Below are 18,672 nucleotides of genomic sequence, written 5' to 3'. Positions count from 1 at the left end.
TACTATAATTTATTTTTTGGCTAAAAAGTTTGGTTTAATATTTAGCATCACATAAGCAAATTGTGGGCTAAGATCTGGGTTTGTAACATTTTTAACTGCTGCAGATGCCATTGAATTAGTAGCTTTCATAATAGAATATCCCGCTTCTATGTTGATCATTTTAGTCATGTTATATTTAACTACCATATCTACTTCAGTACCTAAATAAGAACTTAATTTTCCTCCAGCGCCATTTGATAATGTATTCGCCGCTTCAAAACCATGAAGATCTAATTGTAAAATAAGGTTGTCTCTCATATTGTATTTAGCTTTGAAGAAGTAGTTTAACAATCCTTGTTTTCCAAAACCATTAGCAGCGTAGAAATAATCCATACTTCCCCAGAATTTGTGAGGTGTTCCGTAAAGTGGGTCAAAACGATTGTTATCAGTTGTAGCAGTAACTGTTTTTGTCCCGTCATCACCAGATAAATAATCAATTCCAGGTCCTACAAATAATTTTCTTCCTACTTGTAATGTTGATGTTACAGAAGCTAGATTAGCACTTATAGATCTTCCGTCTTTGTCATGTCCTCCTTGGTGGTATGCGCTTCCAGTTAGATTGAATTTTCTGGTAACATTAGTATTAAAGTAAAAACCAGTAGTATTGCGACTCCAAACTCCTTCTCCATAAACTTTAGTCGTTACTGCAGGTGTCCCAGAAGTTACAGTAGTATATTTATTAAAGTCATCTTTAAAGAATAAAAACGAAATATCACCAAAAGAAAGTTTCTTTCCTAAATACGCATATTGAAATGATTTATACATCGTACCAATTCCATTTGTACCAGCGCCATAAGCAGTAGGAACTCCGTTGTAAACATTACCAGTGTTCAGTTCTTTATTTTGGTTAAATGCAGCTCCAACATCAGCAATCCAACCTTTATTTGCAAATTTGAATACAATTGCATCATGTCTTCTACCTTGTTGCAACCAATCTAAACCTCCTAATACTTTTTGGTCATCATAAGAAATTTCCTGACGACCTATTTTTAAAGATAAATTTTGAATGCTGCTAATTGTATCGTTTAACATAATCTCTCCCCAAGCCTCGTGCAATAGAATCCCATTATTTGCTTCAGTAGTTGTTCTGTTTATAGAAGAAGCATCCTGACCCCAAACACGTACGTCTTGTAATGCCATAAATACTTTAAATCTATACCCAGTGAATCCTATATTTAATCGTGCTCTTTGAGAATTGAACAAACCGGCTTTTTCTCCATCTTTTTGCAAAGTTCCTTGACCTGCTCTTATTTCGGTTCTCTCTCTAATTTGTCCTGTTGCAGTTAATTGAGCTTTCGCTTCATTATGACTTAAAAATGTTAAGGCGATTCCCAAGAAAATAGATTTTGAAAGATTTACTCTTGAAACTTTTCCAATTTTTAATCCTTGAGCATCCAGTAATGTGGTTTTAAACTTTTGCATAATCATATGTTTTAATTAGTATGAAGCAAATTTACGTAAGTACTAATACTTAGATGCAATATAGAAAACAGATACAAATAGCTTTTTAACACCGTGAAATAGAGAAGTAAGACAGTTTATTAACTGCTAAAAAGCAGTTAATAACACGCATCCCGACTATAGCTTGACTTGAGCAGAATTAAATACGTAGAAAAAAATACGCATTTATAAAATTTGATTGGGTAGTATTTTAATAATTGACTTTTAAAAGTAGCTGAGATCAATTATTTTGTAGAAAAAAAAATAGGAAGAGTAAAAAACATAATAGGTCTAAAAAAACAAAAATCTAAAGGTATTTGTGTTCCTCTATTTCCATTTTTAATTTATCGGTATTAATTAATCCGATTTTCTTGCCAACGGTTTTAATAAGTAATTCTCTTTTCAAGCTTGAAATCACCCGTATTACTTGCTCTTCAGTAGTTCCAGCAAAATCAGCGATTTCTTTTCTGGACAAATCAACTCCTATTACACCATTGGACTGACCAAATTTCCTATCAATATACAACAAGGTATCAATTACTCTTTCTCGTACATTCATATGTGCAATTTTCCGAATATTATTCTCGCTTTTATTCAGTTCTTCTGCATAAAAGAGCATTAAATCAAAGGTTAAATCAGGAACATTATGAAGTATTTCCAGCATATCTTCATTACTAAAATTACATAACACTGTGTTCTCTAAAGCATAAGCTCCGATAAGATAACGCTTGCTGGTACCAAAACCTCTAAAACCTATTGTATCTCCGTCCTTAGTTAATCGCACAATTTGTTCTCTTCCGTTGATACCTGTTTTTACCGTCTTTACCTTTCCTTTGTAAATAAAGTACAAACCTTGAATTGGCGCGCCTTCAATGATAAATTGTTGCGTTTTTTTACAGGTAAAACTGCGTTTTCTATCAATATAATTTTTCATTTGTTCTAAATGAATGTGTTTCTTAATAAAACAATTTTCATTTACACAGGTACTACAAGTAGCTAATTCTTCTTTCATACGAAACTAATATTTGTTTTTAAAAAGCAATATCGCATCATCATTTTTATAAGTATTTCTACTTTGAAACAAGGCGATTTCTTAGGTAAAATTTAAAATCGGTCCCAAATAATTTGGCACTAAATATTTATTTTACCCAAAAATATAAAATAAAATTCAATTAATACGTATTAATACGTAAAAATACTTATTTTTACACTTTCGTAAGATACTAACAGATCATTATACTAAGCTTTCATTATTAATAAAGAAATTCAATAATGCAAAATTCAGAAATCAAAACTACGTGTTCCTATTGTGGAGTAGGATGCGGAATTATAGTAACCAATGATTCTAAAAATGGAGTCACTGTCAAAGGCGATAAAGACCATCCGGTAAACAGAGGTATGCTTTGTTCCAAAGGAATGAACCTACATTACGTAGTCAATGATACTTCCGACCGAATCCTGTATCCAGAAATGCGATGGAGTAAATCCCACCCTATGGAAAGAGTGAGCTGGGATACCGCTCTGGATCGCGCAGCAGCAGTCTTTTCTTCCATCATAAAAAAACACGGCCCGGATAGTGTAGGGTTCTATATTTCCGGACAATGCCTTACTGAAGAATATTACTTGGTTAACAAACTGGTAAAAGGATTTCTGAAAACCAATAATATCGATACCAACTCCCGTTTGTGCATGAGCTCAGCGGTGGCAGGATACAAAAAAACATTTGGTGAAGATTCTGTACCAATCGCTTACGACGATATTGAACTGGCAGATACTTTTTTGATAACCGGAGCCAATCCTGCTTGGTGTCACCCTATTCTTTTTAGAAGATTGGAACAACACAAAGAAAAAAATCCGAAAGTAAAAATTATCGTTGTTGATCCTCGTAAGACGGATTCAGCCTTAGCTGCCGATTTACATTTACAAATCATTCCGGGCACAGATATTATTTTATACCATGCTTTGGCTAAAAGGCTAATCGAAAAAGGATATGCCGACAATGATTTTATTAAAAACCATACTGAAAATTTCAAATTATATAAAGACCTTGTTCTTTCCAGCTCTTTAGAAAAAGCTGCGAAACTTTGTGGCGTCCCCTTGAATGACATCAAATTAGCTGCTGACATCATTGGTAAAGCCAAAGGATTTCTTTCGCTTTGGGCAATGGGACTAAATCAAAGCGCTATTGGCGTAGACAAAAATACCGCATTACTCAACCTTTCTTTACTAACCGGACATATAGGAAAACCAGGATCCGGACCATTTTCATTGACTGGACAACCAAACGCAATGGGCGGCCGTGAAGTAGGCGGAATGGCTAATTTACTTGCTGTTCATAAAGAACTCAATAATCCCATACATCGTAAAGAAGTTGCTGATTTCTGGGGAGTTGATGGGATTTCTGAAAAACCGGGATTAACGGCAACAGAGATGTTTGAAGCTTTAGAATCTGGAAAAATGAAAGCGATTTGGGTTATTTGTACCAATCCGTTAGTGAGTTTACCCGATTCTCGCAGAGTCGAAAAAGCATTGGCAAATGCCAAATTTGTAGTGGTTCAGGATATTTCTCATAACGCTGATACATCAAAATTTGCCGATTTATTATTGCCGGCAGCAGGTTGGTTAGAGAAAGAAGGAACAATGACCAATTCTGAAAGACGAATTTCTTATTTGCCAAAAGGCATCAATGCACCAGGGGAAGCATTACCTGACGTGGAAATTCTGACTCGTTTTGCTAAAAAAATGAATTTTACCGGATTCAATTTCAACAGCACTGAAGATATTTATAAGGAACATTGTCTAATGACAAAAGATACAAACATTGATATTTCCTTTTTAAATTACAATCGTCTAAAAAACGAAGGTACTTTTCAATGGCCCGTACCTGATTATGGACATCCTGGAACACCTCGTTTGTTTACTGATAAAAAATTCTACACGCCTTCACAAAAAGCTATTTTTAATATCCCAACGGCTATTGAAAATACATCACAACAACCTAATAATGAGTTTCCGTTTATCTTAACTACAGGACGTATTCGTGACCAATGGCATACGATGACTAAAACTGGTAAAGTATCCAGATTGATGACGCATATCCCAAGCCCGGTACTTGAAATAAATCCTATTGATGCCTACAAAGCATCTATAAATATTGGAGATATCGTAGTGGTAACCAGTAAAAACGGAACTGTTCGGGTAAAAGCAAAAGTTACTGATACCATTAAAGAAGGGGTTGTTTTCTTACCGATGCACTGGGGAAAACAATTGGAAAATGATTTGAACAGAACCAATAATTTAACCAACACGCTTGTAGATCCTGTATCAAAAGAGCCTGATTTTAAATTCACCACTGTTGCTGTTGAAAAATATATAAAACCTTTCGAAAAAATCGCCGTAGTAGGTGCTGGAGCAGCTGCCTTCCGATTCATTCAAAACTACAGGGAAATCAATACTTCCGATGAAATTATTGTTTTTTCGAATGAGGAAAATCCGTTCTACAACAGGGTTTTACTACCGGAATATGTAACTGCGGAACTTTCTTGGAAACAACTTTTGAAAATAAAAGATGATTCTTTAAGCAAGTTAAATATCACCATGAGATCCGGTGTTTCAATTGACAACATCAACACCAAAGAAAATATAATTCTCGATAGTAATGGCATCACCCATTCTTTTGATTCTTTAATTTTAGCAACCGGAAGTAGGCCTTTTGTTCCTGAAAATGCACAGTTGCATTTGCCTGGACGATTCACTATCAGAAAAAAAGAAGATGCAGACCGATTAAAAAACTATCTGGATAATACTAATTTAACTCCCGAAGAGCAACATGTAGTTATTGTAGGTGGTGGATTATTAGGATTAGAATTGGCCGCAGCCTTAAAACATAAAAAAGTAAAAATCACGATAATTCAAAGGGCTTCCCGTTTAATGGAACGTCAACTAGATAGAATTTCGAGTAAATTACTTGCTGAAGAAGTACAACTACGTGACATTCAAATTTATTTTGATAATGAAGTCAGTACTGTATTCGAAACCGACAATCAAAATGAAATAGAAATCGCCCTGAAAAGTGGTCGAATTATCACTGCCAATGCTATTGTGTATACTATTGGTACCATTCCAAATATAGAAATAGCCAAAGAATCCGGGATTTCCTGCGGACGTGGTGTAAAAGTAAATCAGTATTTACAATCATCGATTCCAAACGTATTCGCCATTGGTGAAATAGCCGAATTCAACAATCAGTTATTCGGAATTACTTCGGCTGCTGAAGAACAAGCGGATGTATTGGCAAATTATATGGCCGGAGATATCAGCAGTTTTTATAAAGGTTCGGTTTTGATGAATATCCTAAAACTGGAAGACATTAATTTATGCAGTATAGGAGAAATCGAAATCCCGGACAATGACGATTCGTATGAAGAAATTGTGTTTGCTGATTTAGGAAAAAGATATTATAAAAAATGTATCGTCAAAAACGACTTATTAGTTGGTGCAATTTTGATGGGGGATAAAAATGAGTTTGCCGAATTCAAAACCATGATTGAAAGCAAAATCGAATTATCTGACAAAAGAAATACCTTGCTTAGAGGAAGTTCGAATACGAAACCAGTAATTGGTAAATTAGTTTGTTCCTGCTCCCAGGTAGGAAGCGGAAATATTGAAGAAGCCATAAAAAGTGGCGTGACCAATTTCACCGAATTATGCAAAACTACTGGTGCCGGATTAGGTTGTGGAAGTTGCAAAACAGAAGTTAAAGAAATTTTAGCAAAAATTAAATAGTTTTTGTTTCAAGTTTAAGGTTTAAATACGAAACCTTAAACTTGAAACCTTAAACTTGAAACTATATAAATTATGGAATTGACAAGACTAATAGTAAAAGGAGGCGTTATTTCACCGGGTGAATTACGTGGAATTGTAAACATGGCTTTAGAACAGGGATTGGAATCTATCTCCTTTGGTTCTCGACAAGATATTATATTCCCTAAAGGTTTTACCCTAATTGAAAAGGAAAAAACAGGTAAGAATCATTTTGTTTATCCCAATGAAAAAAGTGGAAACAACATTGTTTCTTCCTATGTTTCTACTGATATTTTCAGAAATACACCTTGGCTTACCGGAAATAAGTTTTTATATATTCTAGAGCAATTTAAGGAACAACCCAAGTTAAAAGTTAACATCACCGATCCAAAACAACAATTAGTTCCTTTGTTTACGGGACACATCAATTTTATTGCTTCGGACCATGAAGATTATTGGTTTCTATATATTCGTTTGCCTAATTGGGATAAAATGGAAATGTATCCCGTACTGATTTACAGTTGGAATATAGCCGAAGTATATTATGCCATTGAAAAAATACTCGAAGAAGAACCTGATTCTGTCGATATGATTTTTCAATTGCTCAGCGATGCTTTGGACACTAATAACAGAACTATTGACAAACCATTGAACATTCCGTTTTATCCATTTCCGTATTATGAAGGAATGAACCGATTGGGAATTGATCAATATTGGTTGGGATTATACTGGAGAAACAATCTATACGATTTAGATTTTTTGAAAGAAATGTGCGATTTATGTTTTGATTGCAAAATTGGTAAAATATGCATCACACCATGGAAATCTTTTATCGTAAAAGGGATACCAAAAGACAGAAAATTAGATTGGGAAAAATTCTTGGGAAAAAAAGGAATTAACGTGCGTCATTCTTTATTGGAACTCAACTGGCATTTACCGGTTGCGATGGAATGGGCATTAAATCTGAAGACTTTTCTGGTTCGAACGCTGGATCAGTTCGACATTAGTACCTACGGACTTACCTTTGGTTTATCAGAATACAATAGGGACGGACATTATTTCACTTCGATTGTAGTTGAAAAAAATGAACTGCCAAAAGACTTAGAATCCATCAAAATTAGAGATACGTACAATGTTTTGTATGCCAAAAATTTTGACCCCAATACCAAAGACTATATTGTTCATACCCAAGACGTAGATAAACTGGAATTACCAACCATTTTGATTGAATTGAGCCGAAAATATTTTGAGGATTTAGGAAATCAAATTGTTGAAGTACCTACCACAGCCACCAAAAAAGAAAAAGCAGCGCAAGATATTCATCAATGTCCAGAGTGTTTGACGGTTTACAATTCAGAATTCGGAGATGTAATTCAAGGAATTGAAAAAGGGGTTTTATTTAAAGATTTACCGGAAGACTATTGCTGTTCTTTATGCGAATCACCTAAAATAAATTTTATAGCTTTGACAGGAGAAAAACTTAACACGCTATAAAAAAGCTTTTTTACAAACATAAACAATTCATAAAATGAACACTACTTTCAAAACAGTAAGTTCCTCTCATATCACTATTTCTGAGTTAATGTTGCCTTCGCATACTAACTTTAGCGGCAAAATACATGGAGGTTATATTTTATCACTGCTCGATCAAATTGCTTTTGCCTGTGCTTCAAAATTCTCCGGCAATTATTGCGTAACAGCTTCTGTAGACACCGTGAATTTCTTGAAACCTATTGAAGTAGGTGAACTCGTTACTATGAAAGCCAGTGTAAATTACGTGGGAACGAGTTCGATGATTATTGGTATTCGTGTAGAAGCTGAAAATATTCAAACCGGAGTCATAAAACATTGCAATTCTTCCTATTTTACAATGGTTTCCAAAGACAAAGACGGAAAAAATGCCCCTGTTCCCGGATTAATCCTTACGAATCTAAAAGAAGTAAGTCGGTTTCAAAACTGTGTCAAACAAATCGCTCTGAAAAAAGAAAGAGAATACCAAAAGAGCGTTTCTACCTTTGGATCCATCGAAACTATTTTGAGTTTAAATCAATATAATGTAAAAGTGGAGTTGCAGTAGTGACTATTGGTTTTCTAAAATAAAACAACAACATTTTACCTATTAGACAATTTAGCAGAACCCCGTTACAAACGCTATATTTAGTTTTTGTAAGTAGTAGTTTCTCGTTGCATACAAGAACCAGTGGCTGTTTTATTGTAATTTTTGTTTTAATTTTATTTCCATTTTTTCAAGCGTCGCATTACTAATTGCATCAGAAAAATGTCGATGAATATAAATATTTTCAAATTTATTTAAATCACTTATGCTCATTTCACTTTTATCTAACTCGGCGAATTTTATAAATAATCCCGTTTTTCTGTACAAGAATTTAAAATCTTCTATCAATCCCCAAGCGATGAATATTGTTTTGTCAAAGTCGTTTAATAAATTATCTAATTCGATTAAGTGATTTCTATTTTCTTCTGAAATTAAATACTCTAAGAAAATTTTATTATTTGTTTTCGCCATTCCTGTAGTTGGAAATCCAATTAGTTCAACGAATGATATTTTGCTTGATGCTTCGTTGTCAACTTTTAGTTTAGAAAATATTTTATGATATCGTTTTCCGTCACCTTTATAGTTTGGCAGCAAAAAAGGGTGATGTATATTATGCGTTTTCCAAAAAGTTACTCCATCAGTTAAATATTCAGAAACGAAATTGAACATTTCTTTACTTTCTACATCAACTGCCCAATTTGGATCTCTGCCAACAAATAGAATTTTTGCATCAACTGGATTTGCTCCTTGATAATTTCTTTTTGAATAAAGCTCATTTAGTAATTTTGACGGATGCTTTTCGAATATCGATTTTTCCACTTTTTAAGATTTTTATTGCATTAAAAGTCTTGATTTTTCTTCGGTTTAAAAAATTACCGCTAACATATACACGCAACATTAGAGAGCTTTTTTACCTCGCTAATTTATACTATTATATATTACAATGAGCAAATTACCCCATTCTTTCTATTAAAACCCTAAGAGTTAACTTTAATCTCCAGATACTCCGATTTTCTTTTATTTAACCCGTTGGGTGTAATTAATTTTTGATGATAATTTTCGTCATTTCGAGTGATTTTCGATAGAAAATTATATCGAGAACTAGAAAGTTATTATTAAAAACGGTTCTCGATACATTTTTTGTTCCGTTTTACTCCACAAAAAACACTCGAACTGACGTTTTGAATAATTGCACCCAACGGGTTTATTTAATAATTTCCATAAGCTGATTGCATAACGGATAGCAGTTACTGTTATAGTTTTTATCTATTAATAAAATATTTTTGATAAATAAAAATAGCTAAATTAGCATAGGAATTTATAAAACATCTAATCAATCATATTATGGAAAACAACAATTTGGACACATCAGCAGGTAAGTGTCCGTTTTCAGGGGACAGTACTCCAAAACAATCTGCAGGTTCAGGAACCAGAAACAGTGACTGGTGGCCCAATCAATTGAAATTAAGTATTCTTCGCCAACACTCATCCCTAACTAATCCTATGGGTGACGAATTCAATTATGCAGAGGAATTCAAGAGTCTTGATCTGGATGCGGTAAAAAAAGACCTATTTGACTTAATGACTAGTTCTCAAGAATGGTGGCCGGCAGATTATGGTCACTACGGACCCTTTTTTATTCGTATGGCTTGGCATAGTGCAGGAACGTATCGTATTGCTGACGGACGTGGTGGCGCAGGTTTTGGTACCCAACGATTTGCACCGCTAAACAGCTGGCCTGACAATGCCAACCTAGATAAGGCTCGTTTACTATTATGGCCAATCAAACAAAAATATGGTAAGAAAATTTCATGGGCCGACTTGATGATTCTTACTGGAAACTGTGCGCTGGAGTCGATGGGCTTCAAGACCTTTGGTTTCGCTGGCGGCCGCGCCGATGTTTGGGAACCAGCCGAAGATATCTATTGGGGTTCTGAAGGAAAATGGTTGGACGACAAGCGTTATACTGGTGATCGCGAATTAGAAAATCCACTTGCGGCTGTTCAAATGGGGCTTATTTACGTGAATCCTGAGGGACCTAACGGTAACCCTGATCCGTTGGCTTCTGCTCGAGACATTCGGGAGACGTTTGCGCGTATGGCTATGAATGACGAAGAAACAGTAGCGCTTATGGCCGGCGGACACACTTTTGGGAAAACCCATGGTGCTGCCGATCCAAACCAATACGTGGGTCCAGAACCTGCAGCAGCGCCTATTGAGGAGCAAGGTCTTGGTTGGAAAAACACATTTGGTACCGGAAATGGAGAAGATACGATTACCAGTGGTCTTGAAGGTGCTTGGACTACTACGCCTACTAAATGGAGTAACAATTACTTCGAAAACCTTTTCAAATTCGATTGGGAACTATCCAAAAGTCCAGCTGGTGCGCACCAATGGAAACCAAAAGCTGGTGCTGGTTCCGGTACAGTTCCGGATGCTCACAACCCTTCAAAAAGTCATGCACCAACGATGCTAACAGCGGATCTCGCCTTGAGAGTTGATCCTATTTACGAACCCATTTCAAGGTATTTCCACGAGAATCCTGATAAGTTTGCTGATGCATTTGCTCGTGCTTGGTTCAAATTGACGCACCGCGATATGGGACCAATAGCGCGTTACCTTGGTCCGGAAGTCCCTACTGAAGAACTAATTTGGCAAGACCCAATTCCGGCCGTTACCCATCAGCTAATTGATGACAATGCCATTGCTACACTTAAAGCAAAAATACTTGATTCAGGATTATCTGTATCTCAATTAGTCGCTACTGCTTGGGCTTCGGCAGCAACGTTTCGTGGCTCTGATAAACGTGGTGGTGCAAACGGTGCTCGTATTAGATTGGCTCCTCAAAAGGATTGGAAAGTCAACAATCCTGGGCAACTGGCTAAAGTATTGAATACCCTTAGTGAAATCCAAACTGCATTCAACAGTTCTCAGTCTGATAATACATTAGTTTCAATGGCTGACTTAATAGTTTTGGCAGGATGTGCAGGAATTGAGAAAGCTGCAGTAGCTGCAGGTCAGTACGTAAAAGTTCCTTTTACTCCCGGAAGAGCCGATACATCACAAGAACAAACAGATGTGGAATCCTTCGCAGTCCTTGAGCCTGAAGCAGACGGTTTCCGCAATTACGCTAAGACGAAATATACGGTATCTGCCGAAGAAATGCTGGTTGACAAAGCACAATTACTGACCTTGACCACACCAGAAATGACGGTTCTTGTTGGTGGTTTGCGTGTTCTTAATGCCAACTTTGACCAATCACAAAACGGTGTTTTCACGACGCGTCCAGAAGTGCTGACCAACGATTTCTTTGTCAACCTACTCGATTTGGGTACAACTTGGAAAGCGGCTTCAGAAACGGATGATTTGTTTGTAGGCAGTGATCGCAAAACAGGCGGATTAAAGTGGATTGGAACTCGTGTTGATCTTATTTTTGGTTCAAACTCTGAGTTAAGAGCATTAGCTGAAGTTTATGCTAGTGCTGATTCGCAGCAGAAATTCGTAAGTGACTTTATAGCAGCTTGGAACAAAGTGATGAACCTGGATCGTTTCGACTTGGTTTAATTTCAATCTTGCATTATAATACAAAAAGGTGGTCTTAACGGACCACTTTTTTTGTTTCCAAATCACTATTTATAAATCAAAAAAGTGAATCGGTGGCAAATAAATCGCTTTCAAAAAAGAAAGTGAATACCCAAGTAGCATTGCAGTAAATTCGACCTATTTTAAATAAAAAAATGGGTATTTATTTTACAAAAACTGATTGTAAAATAAGTACCCATTTCTACTATAAAAACTTCAATTATCAAGAACTGAAGCCCCAGTAATAAACTTCTTTCTATTTCAAAGCACTGCTATCCACTCTTGACGGTGTATCTTTTCCGTTAATGATACTAGAAGAACTGATGGCAATAGCTTTGATAATTTCAGTCATGTTATCCATATCCAAAGTTTCTATTTCATCACTTGCTTTGTGGTAATTCGGTTCGCTGTCCATTTTAGACGTAGAAATCGTATGTGCAGGAACACCCAGTTTTGCCAGAGTCGCGTTATCGGAACGATAGAATAATTGTTGTTCCGGATAAGGATCCGGATAAAATTTAAACGCTGATCCCTGTAAATTTTTCTGCAATATTTCACCCATATTTGATTTCTCAAAACCAGTAATATAAGCCGAATTTTTACCCCATTTTGATTCGGTTCCAATCATCTCCAAGTTAAACATAGCCATAACTTGATCCGGGTTTAATTGTTTCGAAAAATATTGAGAACCATAACCGCCTATTTCTTCTGCTACAAATGTGGTAAACAATATCGTACGCTCATTATTATTAAGTTTCTTGAAATATTTGGCCAGCATGATTACGGCTGTAGTTCCGGCGGCATCATCATTGGCGCCATTATAAATAGAATCCGTTGCATCATGTTGCTCTCCTTCTGCAGGCGAACCCACACCCAGATGGTCGTAATGTCCAGAAAACACCACATATTCATTGGGTTTGCTTTTGCCTTTCAAAACGCCTACTACGTTATTCAATGCTTTTTTTGTAATGGTATTGATGCCTTCTATTGAAAACTGAGTCGCTTCAGTTGGTCCAAAAACAAACACCACCGTATTTCCTCCAGGACTAGCAGTCATTTGCGGAATGTGTTTCACATTTGGGATTCGGGATTTAAAAGAAGCATCCACAAGAACCAACAGGTTTTTAGCGCTCTGGTAATATTCGTAAAACTTCGGGCCAAATTTATCTCCGGCATTTATTTTTACAACCTGAACATCACTTTTTTCAGTCATAGCCATTTGTGGTTGGTAGGAAAAAGAAACCACATCGTCTTTATCTATCGCTTTACCATCGATTAAAACATTTAAGGAAACATTTTTAGACTCCGTCATAGAAAATTCCTGCTTGAAATCTTTCGCACCGTTAAATGTTTGCAGTCCTATTTTCTTAAATTCAGACTCAATATAAGCGGAAGCCTTATCGATACCGGGAGTAAACGCTCTGCGGCCTTGCATATCATCTGCCGAAAGCACTTTCTCTATCTCGGTAACGTCTTTTATTTTGATAATTTTATTGATGTTCTGCGCCTGCAACATATAGGCCGAGCAAAGTACAACGGCACTTAAAACATTTTTTTTCATAAAGTATATCGTTTAATGACAATAGATGCTACAGTAAGAGTGCAGTATTGAAATTGTGTTACAGTAAAACTACTAAAAAGATTTCAGGACGTGTTTATAATTTGGAGCAGAACGATTGCAGTTTTCAAGAACGAATCCTCCCGCTGTCCGCTGTATCTCGTAGTCCCGACGCTTCGGGACTACGAGGATGCCGCTACCATCAGGGCTAGGAATTACGAACTATTTTCATAATGACATTTTCACAATCTGGTCATTATCAACAACGCTACCGCACGAATCCTTTCGTGTGGTTCGTTGTCGTTAAATACCAAACATTCTAAAAACAACTACATCATCAATTAATCCTTTTTGACCTGAATAATCAATGGCACTACTGTAAACGTAATCTTCTGCTTTATAAACTAGGCCTCCTTCTACAGGATTATTGTGTACATAGTCTATCTTTTGTTGAATAACGGCATTGCTCCACAACTCAATAGGTTGATTATCATGACGCCAAAATTGATAGTGTTTTACATTTGAACTTTTTTCAGCTTCTTTTTTAAAAAAATCCAATAAGAATTCTTTTCTGCTTTCTCTTGGGTTTTCTTGTATACTTTTTACAATTGATTGACTGGTAAACCGTTTTAAATCACCAATCATTAATTCAGGCTTCTGATCCTTTATACTCCTAAAAACTAAATGCACATGATTGCTCATAATACACCAAGCATGAATTTCTAATCCTTTATTTTTTTGACAAAATGCTACACTTTCAAGAAATAAATCTTTGTACTCATTACGAGTAAATACATCTAACCAACCTACAACCGCAAAACTAATAAAGTACAAACCCTCTGGATTATGAAATTTATAATTTCTACTCATAGTTACTGTTTTTTAGATTAATATAGAAAGTTTAGTTTTAATTTACACGAACCACACGAAAGGATTCGTGCGGTAGCGGGGGATAGCGAGGGCAATACTAGTTTGCTTTCCAAATAGTAAATGCTTTTCTCATTTCATCCCAATAGACTTTGTCTGCTATTTTGGGATAGGACGGATGATAAGCATTAATACATAGTTTATCAGAAGAAACCTCATAAAACGCTGTGTTATGAGTACTATCATCAACATATTTTTTTTCTGTATTTGAAATACTCCATCCAATTTTGTCTAAATCTTCAAACTCAAAATACTTAAGTGTATTTCCGAATATTATTATATTAGGGTTTAAATCAGCTATTTGTTTTATAAGATCTTCCTTATTATCATCGTACGCTTTTTTTATATCCACGTCATTAGACAATGAGCTTGCGGGATATTTGTTAATATTGATGTAGGCAATTTTTTTAACAACCTCATAAGCTTCTTCGTTAGCAAATGGCACATTTTGCCACTCAACACTTGGATTCAAAATACCATAAGTTGCATATATCATTTTTCTAAATGTTGGAACAGATAAAGCATTTTTCATATGCCAATCTTCGCGAAAGCCCGCACATACATCTATCTCTTTGTCTTTGTCTTCTTGAGAGACATTTGCTTCTTTCAAAATCCATAGAATTTTACACAATGAACTGTCATATTGATTCTCATCAATTTTTCCATCAATTATTTTTATCATTTAATTTAATTTAATTTACAAGTTTAGTTTTAATTTACACGAACCACACGAAAGGATTCGTGCGGCAGCGGGGAAATAATTCGACCATCAGGGCTAGGAATTACGATTTTTTTTCATAATGACATTTTCAATAGAAACCACACGAAAGGATTCGTGCGGTAGCGGTGAATTATTATTTGCTTAAACCATAGTAATCGGGGAGTCCTACTTGTAGCATTAGATTGAAATATCATTTGTAAATTCTTCATGTAATCCATAATTATTAAAGTCCATTAAAACTTCAATCTGCTGAGGGAATTTTATTATCAAAGTCTGTTCGTCAACTTTGAGCTTAGATTTTACCATTTGTAAAAACTTTGATTCACTTTCTTCAACTTTTCCATCTGCTTGAATAACTCTTAAAAGTATTTCAATAATTAAAAGTTCTTGATGTTCATTTAAGTCGTTCGATACAATTTCCTGCAAATAAAGGTTAATGGCATTTCTCCCATTAACCTTTATATTATCAATATTGACTTTTAAAGGTTCTTCAAAATCGTAGCCCAAAAAATAAATTTCATTAGCTACTATTTTTTTTATTTCAATAACTTCTTCGTCCGCAATATCTCCATCACAAGCCATAGCCATCACAGCTGACTTGAAAAGGAAATTTTTAAAATCTAAATTTTTCATTTTACTTATTTTTAAAGTCCAAAACCAATTCTAGTTGTTGCCTCTTTTTCTGCACCTTTAGGAAGTAGATTTAATAAACCACTATTTATTTCAGACAGTCGTTCCCAATTACTACTCTCAACTGCAAAATTTCCCGCATCTATCAAACTTTTTGATTGCGCTTGGTCGTTCATTCTAGTTTGATTGTTTTTACACCATTGGAAAATATCTGTTAAAAAATCTGGAGTTCTCCAGCGTATGCGGGACATAATGCTACGTATTTCATCTGATTTCTCTTGAATTTTTATTGGACTGTTTGTAGCAAAAAAGATATTTTCCTGAGCCACAATATCATTAAATGTTTTTCTCTCATGGTCATTGCCATTTTCATCTAACATAATTTTACACTCATCTTTTATCTCAAAATAATGTGTTTTTACTTGCTGAATTCTTTTATTTTTTGTTGCACTATCAATTTCTTGAGCGATTTTTCTTTTTTTATCTTCCAATTGGTATCGTTTATCTGTAACGTCATCACTCGTTAAAGATTCTGTTTCAATACTTACGGTTTCCATTTCTTTCTTTAGTTTACTCAAAGTACTTGCCGTCTCATAATCTTCTTTATCTGTAGCTTCTTGTATTTCACTTTCTAACTTTTCCGATAAATCTTCAACTTGTTCTTTTAAAAAATCAACTGGAATATGTCTTTCTTTAGGATTGAAAGTTTGCTTAAATTCTTGGTCTGCCATATTTAGGTAAGCAGATATAGTTAAGTCTCGTGATTCTGAAATAGTAACAGTTATTTCAATATCAGAACCTTTGCTTATATCCCGTTTTAAATTTTTACCAGTAATAAACATAAACCCAATACCTTTATTTGCTTCAGGCAAAGCCAAATGAGACCCTTCTAAAAGATTAACATTTATTACTTCGTCTTCAGTCCCTTTTATTATCGTTTTATTTAAAGGGAATGTAAGTGTTTTTTTTGAAGGTAATATTGTATTTTTCTGAAATATTAATTGCAACCTTGTTTTACCTGGGTTATCATAATCATCAACCTCTAAACAAATATCCTCTGGTATCGGTTGTCCACTAATCCCAAAACCACTATTAATCCCGATTGGTTCAATGTCAGTTGCGATAATATTATTTTGACCATCATATACCACAAGGGAAAAGAAATTAAATGCTCCATCAACTAATGGTAAATCTTCACTGATTCTCTCTGATAATTTTTTTATACCACTATCAAAACCACCGTCTTGCCTTGTAATTCTGTATGATAATCCATCAATTACACCTGTAACTCTCGCAGAAAATAATTCATCCTTTTCTTTTGAAGCTTTGTTGTAAGCAGTTTTTATAGAAATACTTGTTTTAGCTTTGGCATCAGTTTTCTCTAATTCTTTGGCTTTTGTTGCAGAATAATATGCAGCACCAATAGCAACTGCGGTAGTTGGGTCAATTTCACAATTGACTGGAATTTGCAAGACTTCTTCTACACGGCTACGGACGTAAGGAATATATGTAGAACCACCAACCATTAAAGTGAACTGAAGGTCTGATGGATTTAAAGAATTTCTTGTAAGGATTTGTTTAATCATTTCAATTGTTCCATCAATATTTGGTCTTATCAATTCGTTAAATTCGGAACGAGTTATAATAATTTCCATATCAACCTCATTACCATCTTCATCTTCAAATCCATCCACAACAATTTCTGCTGATGTTTTTGATGATAATGTAATTTTCGCTTCTTCAGCTCTACGCAATAATACATAATATTTTGCATTGAATTTACCTGATGCGCTTTTCATATCGTCTTCTAAATTTGAGAAATTAAATTTTTCACAAATTTTCGGAATAACTAATTTCTCCACTATCATATTATCAAAGTCGGCACCACCTAAAAAGTTATCACCTTCATGGTCTAAAACTTTCATTTCGCCGTCTTTTATTTTAATCAAGGCTACGTCAAAAGTTCCCCCTCCTAAATCATAAACCATCCATTGCCCATCCTGCAGCTCTCTTTCTTTCTTCATATTAGCATAAGCCAAACTTGCCGCAATAGGTTCTTGCAATAAAACGACTTGTTTAAATCCTGCTTGTATTCCTGCTTCTTTTGTTGCGTTTGATTGAATGGTATCAAATGATGCTGGAATTGTAATTACAACTGCGTCTAAATTATCGCCAGTATTAACAAAAGTTTTTAGCTCTTTCAAAACTTGAGTTGATAATTCAATAGGTGTTTTGGATTCGTTTATAGATTTTATTTTAAAACTTTCTGATGTACCCATTTTTCTTTTAAAAACACCAACAACACTTTTCGGGTCTTTTTCTAAAAACTCTTTGGCTTTGTTTCCAACCGTAATTTTATCTTTCTTATAAGATACGACTGACGGTAAGGTGTTTCTGCCATAATCTTGGGGATTTGAAAAGATGATAACTTCACCTTTTATAAATTTAGCAATAGCACTATTGGTTGTGCCTAAATCAATTCCGTAATTAATTGTATTTTCCATAATTATTTGAGTCTATTTATTTATGAATATTTTTTGATTGAACTATCACTACCGCTGGCTGTGCAATTATTTTCATAACATTTCCATTTTCTTTGTAAGTGTAAAAAATAATTGGTTTAATTACCTCTACAATTTCAAGATTTTCAATACTTGTACCAGAAATTGTTGCTTCACAGTCAGTTCTAGTATCAGAATAATTTTCACCTAACGGGTTATAAGAAGATAATCCCACATCATTAAAAATACCGTCTTCTAATAAACCATTAATTTTATTAATGTTGCGTTGAATTGAGTTTTCTTCTTTTAGATTTAAAGTCTTTTTTTCAATTTCAAATATTTGATTCATTAAATCAAGGTAAGCCTGAGGAACTTTTACTGTAACTTTTTTTATTTCTTGCATTTGATTTTTTAT

General features: G+C 34.8%; 13 protein-coding genes. 4 read left to right on the top strand and 9 right to left on the bottom strand.

The window, feature by feature from the left end; all coding sequences use genetic code 11:
• Nucleotides 1-9: 9 nt before the first annotated feature.
• Nucleotides 10-1,461, bottom strand: coding sequence for an alginate export family protein (locus tag T410_RS10310; RefSeq protein WP_081897827.1), 1,452 nt, complete (start codon nucleotides 1,459-1,461; stop codon nucleotides 10-12).
• A 325-nt stretch (nucleotides 1,462-1,786) separates the two neighbouring features.
• Nucleotides 1,787-2,491: a Crp/Fnr family transcriptional regulator gene (locus T410_RS10305; protein ID WP_035671333.1), complete on the bottom strand. Its 705-nt coding sequence runs from the start codon at nucleotides 2,489-2,491 to the stop codon at nucleotides 1,787-1,789.
• 260 nt (nucleotides 2,492-2,751) lie between these two features.
• Here T410_RS10305 and T410_RS10300 point away from each other — a divergent pair, with 260 nt between their 5' ends.
• From T410_RS10300 to T410_RS10290, 3 genes are all read left to right on the top strand, one after another.
• Entirely contained in the window at nucleotides 2,752-6,264 is a 3,513-nt protein-coding gene (locus tag T410_RS10300) for a nitrate reductase (RefSeq protein WP_035671331.1), read from the top strand.
• Nucleotides 6,265-6,336: 72 nt separating this feature from the next.
• A complete protein-coding gene (locus T410_RS10295) occupies nucleotides 6,337-7,776 on the top strand; it encodes a rubredoxin (RefSeq protein ID WP_035671327.1) in 1,440 nt (479 codons plus the stop codon).
• Nucleotides 7,777-7,810: 34 nt separating this feature from the next.
• Nucleotides 7,811-8,359: an acyl-CoA thioesterase gene (locus tag T410_RS10290; RefSeq protein WP_035671324.1), complete on the top strand. Its 549-nt coding sequence runs from the start codon at nucleotides 7,811-7,813 to the stop codon at nucleotides 8,357-8,359.
• Between the two features lie 132 nt (nucleotides 8,360-8,491).
• On the opposite strand, the gene T410_RS10285 is transcribed toward T410_RS10290, so the two are convergent.
• Complete coding sequence (locus T410_RS10285; protein ID WP_035671322.1) at nucleotides 8,492-9,157, bottom strand: hypothetical protein; 666 nt, start codon at nucleotides 9,155-9,157, stop codon at nucleotides 8,492-8,494.
• A 525-nt stretch (nucleotides 9,158-9,682) separates the two neighbouring features.
• Between T410_RS10285 and katG the strand changes: the two genes are divergently transcribed.
• On the top strand, nucleotides 9,683-11,902 hold the full coding sequence (gene katG, locus T410_RS10280) for a catalase/peroxidase HPI (RefSeq protein ID WP_035671319.1): 2,220 nt from the start codon (nucleotides 9,683-9,685) through the stop codon (nucleotides 11,900-11,902).
• 274 nt (nucleotides 11,903-12,176) lie between these two features.
• On the opposite strand, the gene T410_RS10275 is transcribed toward katG, so the two are convergent.
• The 6 genes from T410_RS10275 to T410_RS10250 form a co-directional block, all read right to left on the bottom strand.
• Nucleotides 12,177-13,481 carry a M28 family metallopeptidase gene (locus T410_RS10275; protein ID WP_035671317.1) on the bottom strand — a complete coding sequence of 435 codons (1,305 nt, stop codon included), beginning with the start codon at nucleotides 13,479-13,481 and terminating at the stop codon, nucleotides 12,177-12,179.
• Between the two features lie 300 nt (nucleotides 13,482-13,781).
• Nucleotides 13,782-14,348, bottom strand: coding sequence for a transposase (locus tag T410_RS10270; RefSeq protein ID WP_035671316.1), 567 nt, complete (start codon nucleotides 14,346-14,348; stop codon nucleotides 13,782-13,784).
• Nucleotides 14,349-14,445: 97 nt separating this feature from the next.
• A complete protein-coding gene (locus T410_RS10265) occupies nucleotides 14,446-15,087 on the bottom strand; it encodes a hypothetical protein (RefSeq protein WP_035671313.1) in 642 nt (213 codons plus the stop codon).
• A gap of 216 nt (nucleotides 15,088-15,303) precedes the next feature.
• Nucleotides 15,304-15,759, bottom strand: a complete 456-nt coding sequence (locus tag T410_RS10260) for a TerB family tellurite resistance protein (protein WP_035671310.1) — start codon at nucleotides 15,757-15,759, stop codon at nucleotides 15,304-15,306.
• 11 nt (nucleotides 15,760-15,770) lie between these two features.
• Nucleotides 15,771-18,260, bottom strand: a complete 2,490-nt coding sequence (locus T410_RS10255) for an Hsp70 family protein (RefSeq protein ID WP_035671308.1) — start codon at nucleotides 18,258-18,260, stop codon at nucleotides 15,771-15,773.
• A gap of 16 nt (nucleotides 18,261-18,276) precedes the next feature.
• Nucleotides 18,277-18,660, bottom strand: a complete 384-nt coding sequence (locus T410_RS10250) for a hypothetical protein (protein WP_035671306.1) — start codon at nucleotides 18,658-18,660, stop codon at nucleotides 18,277-18,279.
• Nucleotides 18,661-18,672 lie beyond the last annotated feature (12 nt).

Origin of the sequence: Flavobacterium sp. 83, from assembly GCF_000744835.1 — a bacterium.
In the GTDB taxonomy this organism is placed as follows: domain Bacteria; phylum Bacteroidota; class Bacteroidia; order Flavobacteriales; family Flavobacteriaceae; genus Flavobacterium.
Note: the sequence above shows the minus strand (reverse complement) of the source record. Positions and strands in the feature narration are given on the sequence as shown.